General features: G+C 66.5%; 11 protein-coding genes and 1 pseudogene. 4 read left to right on the forward strand and 8 right to left on the reverse strand.

Going from position 1 to position 10,112, the window contains the following annotated elements; all coding sequences use genetic code 11:
* Positions 1-339, forward strand: a pseudogene (locus Q1A87_RS21745) (transposase); the annotation flags it as partial.
* A 444-nt stretch (positions 340-783) separates the two neighbouring features.
* Here Q1A87_RS21745 and Q1A87_RS21750 read toward each other — a convergent pair.
* From Q1A87_RS21750 to Q1A87_RS21785, 8 genes are all read right to left on the reverse strand, one after another.
* Positions 784-1,509: an HAD family phosphatase gene (locus Q1A87_RS21750; protein ID WP_299656467.1), complete on the reverse strand. Its 726-nt coding sequence runs from the start codon at positions 1,507-1,509 to the stop codon at positions 784-786.
* A gap of 8 nt (positions 1,510-1,517) precedes the next feature.
* On the reverse strand, positions 1,518-2,579 hold the full coding sequence (gene ugpC / locus Q1A87_RS21755; RefSeq protein WP_299656469.1) for a sn-glycerol-3-phosphate ABC transporter ATP-binding protein UgpC: 1,062 nt from the start codon (positions 2,577-2,579) through the stop codon (positions 1,518-1,520).
* 21 nt (positions 2,580-2,600) lie between these two features.
* On the reverse strand, positions 2,601-3,650 hold the full coding sequence (locus Q1A87_RS21760) for an NAD(P)-dependent alcohol dehydrogenase (protein ID WP_299656471.1): 1,050 nt from the start codon (positions 3,648-3,650) through the stop codon (positions 2,601-2,603).
* A gap of 3 nt (positions 3,651-3,653) precedes the next feature.
* Complete coding sequence (locus Q1A87_RS21765; RefSeq protein ID WP_299656473.1) at positions 3,654-3,923, reverse strand: DUF2160 family membrane protein; 270 nt, start codon at positions 3,921-3,923, stop codon at positions 3,654-3,656.
* A gap of 4 nt (positions 3,924-3,927) precedes the next feature.
* Entirely contained in the window at positions 3,928-4,764 is an 837-nt protein-coding gene (locus Q1A87_RS21770) for a carbohydrate ABC transporter permease (RefSeq protein ID WP_299656475.1), read from the reverse strand.
* 4 nt (positions 4,765-4,768) lie between these two features.
* On the reverse strand, positions 4,769-5,644 hold the full coding sequence (locus Q1A87_RS21775; RefSeq protein ID WP_299656477.1) for a sugar ABC transporter permease: 876 nt from the start codon (positions 5,642-5,644) through the stop codon (positions 4,769-4,771).
* Between the two features lie 92 nt (positions 5,645-5,736).
* Positions 5,737-7,092 (reverse strand): extracellular solute-binding protein, encoded by a 1,356-nt coding sequence (locus Q1A87_RS21780; protein WP_299656479.1) that lies wholly within the window; start codon positions 7,090-7,092, stop codon positions 5,737-5,739.
* Entirely contained in the window at positions 7,059-7,190 is a 132-nt protein-coding gene (locus tag Q1A87_RS21785; RefSeq protein ID WP_299656481.1) for a hypothetical protein, read from the reverse strand. The genes Q1A87_RS21780 and Q1A87_RS21785 overlap by 34 nt, the downstream gene beginning before the upstream one ends.
* 179 nt (positions 7,191-7,369) lie before the next feature.
* Here Q1A87_RS21785 and Q1A87_RS21790 point away from each other — a divergent pair, with 179 nt between their 5' ends.
* Genes Q1A87_RS21790 through Q1A87_RS21800 form a run of 3 tightly spaced genes read left to right on the forward strand, consistent with a single transcriptional unit; the run spans position 7,370 to position 9,884 of the window.
* The gene (locus Q1A87_RS21790) at positions 7,370-8,332 is read left to right on the forward strand and encodes a sugar-binding domain-containing protein (RefSeq protein ID WP_299656483.1); all 963 of its coding nucleotides are present in this window, start codon (positions 7,370-7,372) and stop codon (positions 8,330-8,332) included.
* A gap of 38 nt (positions 8,333-8,370) precedes the next feature.
* Entirely contained in the window at positions 8,371-9,132 is a 762-nt protein-coding gene (locus tag Q1A87_RS21795) for a glucose 1-dehydrogenase (RefSeq protein ID WP_299656485.1), read from the forward strand.
* A 23-nt stretch (positions 9,133-9,155) separates the two neighbouring features.
* Positions 9,156-9,884, forward strand: coding sequence for an SDR family oxidoreductase (locus Q1A87_RS21800; RefSeq protein WP_299656487.1), 729 nt, complete (start codon positions 9,156-9,158; stop codon positions 9,882-9,884).
* Positions 9,885-10,112: the final 228 nt, after the last annotated feature.

Raw genomic sequence — 10,112 nt, forward strand, 5'->3', positions numbered from 1 at the left:
CACGGGCACTGCTCGGTGGACTGCCAAAAGTCAAATGGCTGCTCGGCGATCGCGGCTATGATGCCGACTGGTTCCGAGACGCCTCACAGGACATGGGATACGCGCCTGCATTCCCGGCCGGACGAAGCGGAAGACCCCAGTCGGATACCCCTCCCATGACATTGCTGCGCAATGCACTTCCGGGCAATGGACAAGCGCCACTACAAGCGGCGAAACCGGATCGAAATCATGTTCGGCAAGCTCAAGGACTGGAGGCGTGGGGCAACTCGCTATGACCGATGTCCAAAGGTCTTCCTTTCAGCAATCGCCCTCGCGGCCCTCGTCATCTATTGGGCATGAATCTTGATCCTAGGAACCCTCGGTTCGAGGATCGGCCATCCACGAGTGCCGCTCGACGCATGGACGGCAAGCCATGGCATCGTCGATGACGACGGCAAACCCCTGCGTCTCCTGCTGTCCCGGTTGCGCAAGACCCACAAGGCGCTTTGGTACCTCCAAGCGCGAAGGCCACATAGCTCGGTTCGCGGTTGGGCATACCTACGAGGTCGCCGCGCGCCGCTACGCCGCCCTGCCTTCCATGCGGCCCCGGCACGAGGCGACCATCGCCGCGGCATTCTCCGAGGTTGCCGATTCGGTAGCACCCATGGTTCTACCGCCCGTCGCGGGAGCGGCTTGGCTTACGCACCCGAGACGGCAGGACGCGCCGCTTCGGACGATGTGACCCCGCTGCTCGACGGCGACCGCGATGTCTGGCTCGCCCCCTGCTCGGGTTCCCGTGCGTAATCATCCCCTGACCCGCCGGGGCGCATCGAGGCCAAGGCGGGCATCCATGATCGCCGGATAGACCTCCGACGCGTCCTCGACCACGCAGGCCGCACCCGCGTCGAGAAGACGCCGGGCCTGCGCGGCGCGGATGCCGTCGAGATGGGTGCCGCCGGTGAAGCCGATCGCGCGCATTCCCGCCCGTCGCGCGCCTTCGATCCCGTGTGGCGAATCCTCGACCACGCAAGCCGTCCCCGGGGGCATGTCGAGCCGCCGCGCGGCATGCAGGAACAGGTCCGGGGCCGGCTTGCCGCGCCCGACCTCCTCACCGCTGAACAGGCGGTCTCCGAACGGCTCGCGGAGCCTCGTCAGGTCCAGCGTGTGGCGGATGCGCCCGGCGGAGCCGCCGCTGGCGATGGCGATTGCGACGCCCTCCGCCGCGAGCCGTTCGGCCACCGCCACCATCGCGTCGATCCGCTCGAGCCGTTCGGCGTAGAGGGCGTAGAGGCGTTCGTGGAACCGGTCCCCGAACCCCTCCGGTACCGCGTGGCCGAGTTCGCTTTCGACATGCGCCACGATGTCGGCCAGCGTGACGCCCAGGAAACGGTCGCGCATGTCCTCGAAGTCCAGGCCGTCGAAACCGGCCGCCCGGATCTCCGCCACGAGCGCCTGAAGCGAGAGCGGTTCGCTGTCGACGAGGCAGCCGTCGAGGTCGAACAGGACGAGGCGCGGGGCGTCCGGGGTCACGGGCCGGGTCAGATCCGCTGCTCGGTCTTGCGGTCGAAGAGCCGCACGTCGGCCGCGTCGATGCGGAACCCGATCTCCTCGCCCGGGCGCGCACGGATGCGCTCCTTCACGATGGCGTCGATCAGGTTCTTGCCGGACCGCGCGAAGACCTGCGTCTCGGAGCCGGTCGGCTCCACGACGACGACCTTCACCGGAATGCCCCCCTCGCCCACCGAGATGTGCTCGGGCCGGATGCCGTAGGTGACCTCCTGCCCCTCGACCGCCGCGGTCGGCGGCAGCGGAAGCTCCAGCCCCTCGTGCGACCGGAACACCCTGCCCTGCGTGCCGCCGGCGATCGTGCCGTGGATGAAGTTCATCGAGGGCGAGCCGATGAAGCCCGCCACGAAGACATTGCGCGGATCGTCGTAGAGATCGAGCGGCGCTCCGATCTGCTCCACCCGCCCGTCGCGCATGACGACGATCTTGTCAGCCATCGTCATCGCCTCGATCTGGTCGTGCGTGACGTAGACGATGGTGGTGCCGAGCCGCTGGTGCAGTTCCTTGATCTCGACCCGCATCGTGACGCGGAGCTTCGCGTCGAGGTTCGAAAGCGGCTCGTCGAAAAGGAACACCTGCGGGTCGCGCACGATGGCCCGGCCCATTGCCACGCGCTGCCGCTGCCCGCCCGAGAGCGCCTTGGGATACCGGTCGAGATACTTCGTGAGGTCGAGAATGTCGGCAGCGTAGTTCACCTTCTCGGCGATCTCCGCCTTGGGACGCTTCGCCATCTTCAGCGGAAAGCCGATGTTCTCGGCCACGGTCTTGTGCGGGTAGAGCGCGTAGGACTGGAACACCATCGCGATGTCGCGCTCCTTCGGGGGCACGTCGTTGACCAAGCGGTCGCCGATGCGGATCTCGCCGCCCGAAATCGCCTCGAGCCCGGCGATCATCCGCAGGAGCGTGGACTTGCCGCAGCCCGAGGGGCCGACGAGCACGACGAACTCGCCGTCCTCTATATCGACGTCGACGCCGTGCATGACCTGCACGGAGCCGTAGCGCTTGATGACGTCCCTGATCGCGACATTCGCCACGTCCGTCCCTCCCTGGTGATCCTATTGCGGCAGTTCGATCTGCATCTTCACGTCCCCCGCGGGGGCGGAAGCGGCGATCTTGAAGGCCTCCACGCTGTCGTCGAACGCGAAGGTCCGGGTGATCAGCGGCGTCACGTCGATCGTGCCGGAGGAAAGCATCGCCACGCAGCGCGGGAACACGTGCGCGTAGCGGAAGATGTTCTCGACCCGCGCCTCGCGGACCATTGCGGCGCCCGCGTCGTAGCTGATCGGCTCCGCCTGCCCGCCGATCATCACGACGCAGCCGCCCGGCGCCAGCGGCTCGAACACGCCTGCGGCGGCCTTGGGCGAGCCCGTCGCCTCCCATAGCACGTCCGCGCCCCAGCCGTCGGTGTCCCGGAGGACCGTCTTTGCGAGGTCGGTGCCCGGCACCTGCACCGGCACGATGGCGGGCGAGAGCGCGGCCGCAATCTCCAGCTTCTTCTTGGCGAGGTCAGCCACATAGACGCGCGCGCAGCCCGCCGCCAGCGCCGAGAGCGCGGTGACGAGGCCGATGGGCCCCGCGCCCAGCACGATGCCGGTATCGCCGGGCTTCACCCGCGCCTTGGTGGCGGCATGGACGCCCACGGCCAGCGGCTCCACCATCGCGGCCTCCGCGAAGCTCACGTTGTCGGGGAGTTTGAATGTGAAAGCTTCCGGATGGACGCAGGTCGGGCGCAGGATGCCGTGAACCGGCGGCGTCGCCCAGAAGCGCACCGCGGGGTCCACGTTGTAGAGCCCCAGCCGCGTCGCCCTGGAATTGGGGTCCGGGATGCCCGGCTCCATGCAGACGCGATCGCCCTCCTTCAGGGTGGTCACCTCCGCACCGCATTCGATCACCGTCCCCGACGCCTCGTGACCGAGGATCATCGGGTCGTTCACCACGAACGGACCGATCCGCCCATGCGTGAAGTAATGCACGTCCGAGCCGCAGATGCCGACCGTATGGAGCTTGATGCGCACGTCGCACGGGCCGAGGATCTCCTCCTCCCGCTCGATCGGGAAGTCCCGCAGGGACAGTTCGTCCTTCCGTTCGAGAACCAGCGATTTCATGGCTCAGCCTTTCCAGATGATGACGATGGCGAGGGCCGCCGCGACCGCATGTGCAAAATTTAGCGACAGGCCCGCCGGCTCCAGGAAGCGCAGCCAGAAGAGGCAGAGCCCGACCCAGATCACCACCGAGATGAAGAGCCGGTCGAACCAGTTGGTCTGGATCGGCAGGAAGCCGGGCTCCGGTTCGGCGTCGAACGGCGACTGCCGGCTCTCTTCCTGGAACTCCGCCTCGTTGAGCGGCGCGTCCGCGTCCTTCGGATCGGTATGGGTCATCGCGCTATCCCTTCACCGCGCCGAAGGTCAGGCCGGTCACGATGTGGCGCTGCACCAGGCTGAACACGATCAGCGCGGGGATCAGCGTGAAGACCGAGATCGTCGCCATGATCCCCCATTCGGTCCCCGTGGTGGTGACGTATTCCGACAGGCCTGTGGTCAGCGTGCGGGCGTTGAAGTTCGTCAGCGTCGCCGCCAGCAGGTACTCGTTCCAGGCGAAGACCCAGGTCAGGATCAGCGTCACCGCGACGCCGGGCCGCGCCAGCGGGAACACGATCTCGGTGATCACCTTCCACGCACTTGCCCCATCCACGTAGGCCGCCTCGTCCAGCTCCTTCGGGATGCCCTCCACCGTAGGGCGCAGGGTCCAGATCGCAAAAGGCAGGTTCAGTGTGCAGTAGACGAGGATCAGCCCGATCTTGGTGTCGAGGAGCGTGAAGTCCCCGATCCGGTAATACTGCGTCATCAGCAGGAACAGCGGCAGCAGGAACACCGCGGGAGGCGCCATGCGGTTGGTGATCATCCAGAAGAAGATGCTCTCCTTGCCGCCCAAATCGTAGCGTGTGAGCGCGTAGCAGGCGAGGAAGCCCAGCGTAGTGACGAGCACGGCGTTGCCGGTCGACACGATGAGCGAGTTCATCATGTAACCGCGCAGCGTCCGGTCGCTCAGGACCTCGGTGTAGTTGTCCCAGTAGAAGCTCTTCAGGATCAGGTCGGGCGTCGAGAACAGGTCCACCGCCGGCTTCACCGAGATCACGAAGAGCCAGTAGATCGGGAACAGCGTCAGGAAGCTGATGAGGACCCAGAACAGGATCGACAGCCACGGTCGTTGCCTCTGCATCGGTTCAGCCCTTCTTGTTGCGCGGCGCGATCAGGGCGACGAAGAGAAGCCAGCAGACCACGATCGTGAGATAGAGGACGATCACAGAGACGGCGGAGCCGTAGCCGTAATTCGTCTTGGGGAAGACCTCCTTGAAGATGTGGACGCCCAAGTAGCGCGTCGCCGAGCCCGGCCCCCCGCCCGTCAGCATCAGCACCTCGTCCACCGTCCGCAGCGCGTCCATCAGGCGGATGAACACGGTGGCGAGGATGGCCGGGCGGATCATCGGCAGGGTGATGTGCCAGAAGATCTGCCGCTTGTTGGCGCCGTCGATCTGCGCCTGCTCGAACGGATCGGGCGGCAGGGAGACGAGCGCGGCGATCATCGTCAGCGTCACCAGCGGCGTCCAGTGCCAGACATCCATGATCACCGTGACGGTGAAGGCGGCAAGCGCGCTCTGTCCGATATTGAGGTCGTAGCCGAACCAGTTGTCGAGGAACTGGGGAATGATCCCGATCGACGGCGTCGTCATCAGCTTCCAGATCGAGCCGACGATGATCGGCGCCATGATCAGCGGGAGCGTATGGATCGTGCGGAAGAACGCCTTGCCGGGGAAATCCCGCATGAAGGCCTGCGCGAGCGCGTATCCGATGATGAGTTCGGTCGTGACGGCGAAGAAGACGAACGCGATGGTCACGCCGAGCGAGGCGAGGAAGCCCTGATCGAAGACCAGTTGCCGGAAGTTCGCGGCGCCGTTGAAGACGATCTCGGGATTGACGGCGAAAGGATTCCACTGATGGAACGCGAGCCAGACTACGTAGAAGAACGGGATCACGCCGAAGAAGAAGAGCACGACCAGCGTCGGCGCGAGCAGAAACCAGCCCAGCTTGTTGGATTGCATCGGCCTGTCCTCGGATGCGGATGGGGGCGGAGCGCCCGGCGGCTCGGCACGGGCCACCGCCGGACGGCGGCCCGCGGGAGGCGGTTCTCCGCTCAGTTCGTGCGGTAGCCGAGGCTGGTGAGCTCTTCCTCGCTCTTCGCGGCCATCTGGTCGAGCCCCTCGCCCGGCTCCAGGTCGCCGGTCAGGATCTGGTAGAAGATCGGCGCCGTGGCCTCGATGAGCTGCCGGTGGAACGGGTATTCCGGCGCGCCCTTGAAGAGCCGGCCATCGTCGCGCAGCATCGTGTAGTAGCCGCCCAGCTCCGCGTCGACTTCCTGCACCCGCGGCGCGTCGTAGGTCGAGTTGAGCGTGATCCGGGAGCCGGCGATCGCCCAGTCCTCCTGCACCTCGGGCAGCGCCATGAACTGCATGAAGAGAAGCGCGGCGTCCTGGTTGTTCGACGTCACCGGCATACCGAAGGCGCCGCCGTCGTAATAGCCGATATAGCCCTCACCCGACTCGGCATCCTCCATCACGCCGTCCTCGAGCGGCGGCATGGCCACACCCACCTCGCCGACGACCCGCGACTGGCTGTCGTCGGTGGCGATCCAGGCGGCGTTCTCGCCGTAGACAAGGCCCTGCGCGGCGCGGCCGGCGGCGAAGGTCGTCGCGACCTCGGTCCAGGTGGACTGCACCGATTCCGGCGGCGCGAGATCGCGCATCGACAGCCACCAGGTCATCGCGGCCTTGGCCTCGTCGGAGTTCATCTCGCCGCCGTTCTCCACGCTCGCGGCGTAGTTCTGGTCCGGCTTGATGCCCCAGTCGTAGACGCCGTAGGTCGGCGCGACGGATTCGAAGTATTCGTACCAGGAGGCCGGGTGCCCGGTATGGGCCTGCGCGGTGGTGCCCCACAGGTCCAGGTCGTGCTCCTGCCCCCATCTCGTGAAGAACTCCGCGATCTCGGCGTATTCCTCATGGGTCTTGGCGGGTTCGAGTTCGCGCCCGGTCTGCTCCTGGAAGGCCGCGCGGATCTCCTCGTCCTCGAACAGGTCGGTGCGATAGAGATAGACCTTGATGAAGGCCTCCATCGGCGTGCCGTAGAGGCCGCCGTTCTCGCCACGGAAGTTGTCGGCGAATGTGGTGAAGTTCGCCTCGTCGTAGCCCGGCGCCTGCAGGTCCGGATGCTCCTGCAGCGCGGCGGTCACGTCGACGAGGAAGTCCCGCGCGAGATAGGCATAGACGATGTCCTGCTCGAGATAGACCATGTCGTAGATGCCGGTCCCGGCCTCCATGTCCTTGATGGCCTTGTCGTACATCTGATCCCAGGAGGTCGTCTCGATCTCGACCCGGATGCCCGTCAGTTCCTCGAATTTGGGGGCGAGCACGTCGGACACGAAGTTCGACGGCGGGGTCGACTCGGTCACGCCGCGCAGCGTCACGCCGTCGAACTGCGCGCGGCCTCCTGCCACCACTCGGCATTCTCGATCTGCAGATCCTGAGCGAGCGCGGTGCTCGCCAGCAGGCTGAGCGCCAGCGCGGACGAACCGGCCTTGAGCGATATGGTCATCATGTTCCTCCCAGAATGATCCCGTATCTGGCGTCGAAAGGGACGCCGATACCAAGATCATGCAAATGTAAAGGTTAACTTGCAAGAGTATTTTGCAATTGAATGCCGCAGGAGACATTTGTATCGTCACCCGAGAGGGAGGCGGCCGACGAGGCAGGACGGGCGCCGGGGAGAACCTGATGGCTTTCGATGCGAGCGACGCCGAGGACGTCTTCGTCAGCGAAGTCTGCTGGCATTACTACGTCAACGAGATGACGCAGGCGGAGGTGGCGCGCGTCATGGGCGTCACCCGGCTGCGCGTGAACCAGGCGATCCGACGGGCCCGCGCGAGCGGCATGGTCCGGGTGCAGATCGACTCGCCCTTCATCCAGCGCATCGGCCTTCAGGAGGAGGTCAAGGCCCGCTTCGGCATTCCGAAGGCGCTGATCGCCCCGGCGCGGAGCGACCCCTACGATTACCACGCCCCCGTCGGCGCGGCGCTCGCCGCCTACCTCACCGAGCGGATCGGGCCGTCCGGCTGGCGCACGATCGGCGTGTCCTGGGGCATGACTTTGGAGAGCGCGGCGCGGCGCCTGATGCCACAAAACCATCCCGACCTCGAGATCGTCTCCATGTTGGGCGGCACCACCAAGGGCGCGTCCTTCAACACGTTCGGCATCGCCTCGGGCTTCGCCGCGGCGCTCGGCGCCAGCTATTCGCTGCTCGCCGCGCCGATCTACCTCGCCGCCGGCGTCGACCGCGACGCCTTTCTGGGGCAGGAGATCTTCGCCGACCATTTCAGCAAGCTCGGCCGGCTCGACGCGGCGATCATGACGGCGAGCGATGTCTCGCCCCGGTCCTTCCTCGTGGCCAACGGCCTGCCCCGCGATGTCACTCCTAAGGAGCTCACGGCGGCCGGGGCCGTCGGCGACGTGCTGGGTCGCTTCCTCGACAGCGAGGGCCGCGCCATCGACCACCCGATCGACACCCGCGCGGTGGCCATCGAGGCCGCCGATGTGGCGCGCACGCCCGAGAAGATCCTCGCCGCCGCCGGCCCGCACAAGGTCGCCATCCTGCGCGCCGCGATCCGCCGCGGCCTCGTGGACACGCTCATCACCGACGACGTGACCGCGCGGCTCCTGCTCGACACGGAGGGGACCTGACGCGCACGGGCGAACCATCCAGCAAGAACGGAGACAGCATGACACTCGACAAGTTCCGCCTCGACGGCAAGGTCGCCCTGATCACCGGCGGCAACCGGGGCATCGGCCTCGCCATCGCGCGCCTCTTCGGGGCGGCCGGCGCGCGCTGCGTGCTGAGCGGCCGGTCCGAGACCGACGAGCTGCATGCCCTTCTGGACGATACCGAAACCTACGCCTGGACAGCCGCCGACGTAACCGCACCGGATGCGGGCGAGCGCCTCGTGGCCGCGACGCTGGAGCGGTTCGGTACGCTCGACGTACTCGTCAACAACGCGGGCGTCGCGGCGAACGGCAACTTCCACGAGTTCGACGACGCGCAGCTCGACTACATCATGGACACCAACCTCCTTGCGCCCTTCCGCGTGGCCCGCGCGGCGATCCGCCCGATGCTGGAGAAGGGGTCGGGCGCGGTGGTCAATATCGGCTCGATCTCGGCTCTCGTCGCCAACAAGCCGCAGCTCCAGGTGGCCTATAATTCCTCCAAGGCGGCGATCCACCAGATGACGAAGACCATGGCCTTCGAATACGCCGATCGCGGCATCCGCGTGAACGCGCTCGCCCCCGGCTACGTCGTCTCCGACATGACGAAGGGCGGGATCGCCAACGCCGACTGGAACCGGATGTGGACGGAGAACACGCCGATGGGCCGCTTCGCCGACCCGGAGGAGATGGCGACCTGTGCGCTGTTCCTCGCCTCCGACGCGGCGAGCTACGTCACCGGCGCGGTCCTCGTGGCCGATGGCGGCTACACCACGCACTGAGCACGACGACAGGGAGAGCGGGAATGACAGGCAGACTGGACGGCAAGGTCGCCGCGATCACGGGGGGCGCCTCGGGCATCGGGCTCGCCACGACGGAGGCGCTGATCGCGGAGGGCGCGCGCGTCGTGATCGTCGACCGTGACGAGGCAACGATGGCGAAGCTGGCTGAGAAGCACGGCGGCGCGGCGATCCCGCTCAGGATGGACCTGCTCGACCCCGCCGATTGCGCGACACTACTCGACGGCGTGCTCGACGTGGCGGGCGGGCTCGACATCTTCCATGCCAATGCCGGCACCTATATCGGCGGCGACCTCATCGACACCGACCTCGACACGATCGACCGGATGCTGAACCTCAACGTCAACGTGGTGATGAAGAACGTCCGCACGGTAATGCCGCACATGATGAAGCGCAGCACCGGCGACATCGTTGTTACCTGCTCGGTCGCGGGCCACATGCCGATCCAATGGGAGCCGGTCTATTCCGGCTCGAAATGGGCCGTGACCTGTTTCGTGCAGACCATGCGTCGTCAGCTCAAGGATCACGGCATCCGCGTGGGCCAAGTCTCTCCCGGCCCCGTCGTCTCTGCGTTGCTCGCGGACTGGCCGGCCGACCGGCTGCAGGCGGCGAAGGATTCCGGCTCGCTGATCGAGCCGACGGAGGTGGCCGATGCCGTCCTCTACATGCTGACTCGTCCGCGCAACGTCACCATCCGCGACATGATCGTTCTGCCGACGAATTTCGACATCTGACGCTGGCGGATCCCGACCATCCGCCTTCGACGCCACCCTGCCGCTTTACGGATCGCCGTTCCTCCCGCCGCCGTCGCGCCTGCGGGAACGGTAAACCTTCTCTCCGACGCAGGCGCGTCTGGTCTGCCCCCATCGGGTGGTCCAGGTTCGATCTTGGTGCATGATGGGGTTCGGCGCCAATGCGGATGCTTGGGGCGTTGTTGATCCCGGGCCGTAAGGCGGCCATTC

This window comes from uncultured Jannaschia sp. (genome assembly GCF_947494055.1).
GTDB lineage: Bacteria > Pseudomonadota > Alphaproteobacteria > Rhodobacterales > Rhodobacteraceae > Jannaschia.

Bases quoted from the DNA above. Each gene is read 5' to 3' on its own strand.
- Q1A87_RS21785 (WP_299656481.1), bottom strand. From the start codon at position 7,190: ATGACCATATCGCTCAAGGCCGGTTCGTCCGCGCTGGCGCTCAGCCTG.
- Q1A87_RS21790 (WP_299656483.1), top strand. From the start codon at position 7,370: ATGGCTTTCGATGCGAGCGACGCCGAGGACGTCTTCGTCAGCGAAGTC.
- Q1A87_RS21760 (WP_299656471.1), bottom strand. From the start codon at position 3,650: ATGAAATCGCTGGTTCTCGAACGGAAGGACGAACTGTCCCTGCGGGAC.
- Q1A87_RS21765 (WP_299656473.1), bottom strand. From the start codon at position 3,923: ATGACCCATACCGATCCGAAGGACGCGGACGCGCCGCTCAACGAGGCG.
- Q1A87_RS21775 (WP_299656477.1), bottom strand. From the start codon at position 5,644: ATGCAATCCAACAAGCTGGGCTGGTTTCTGCTCGCGCCGACGCTGGTC.
- Q1A87_RS21770 (WP_299656475.1), bottom strand. From the start codon at position 4,764: ATGCAGAGGCAACGACCGTGGCTGTCGATCCTGTTCTGGGTCCTCATC.
- Q1A87_RS21795 (WP_299656485.1), top strand. From the start codon at position 8,371: ATGACACTCGACAAGTTCCGCCTCGACGGCAAGGTCGCCCTGATCACC.
- Q1A87_RS21800 (WP_299656487.1), top strand. From the start codon at position 9,156: ATGACAGGCAGACTGGACGGCAAGGTCGCCGCGATCACGGGGGGCGCC.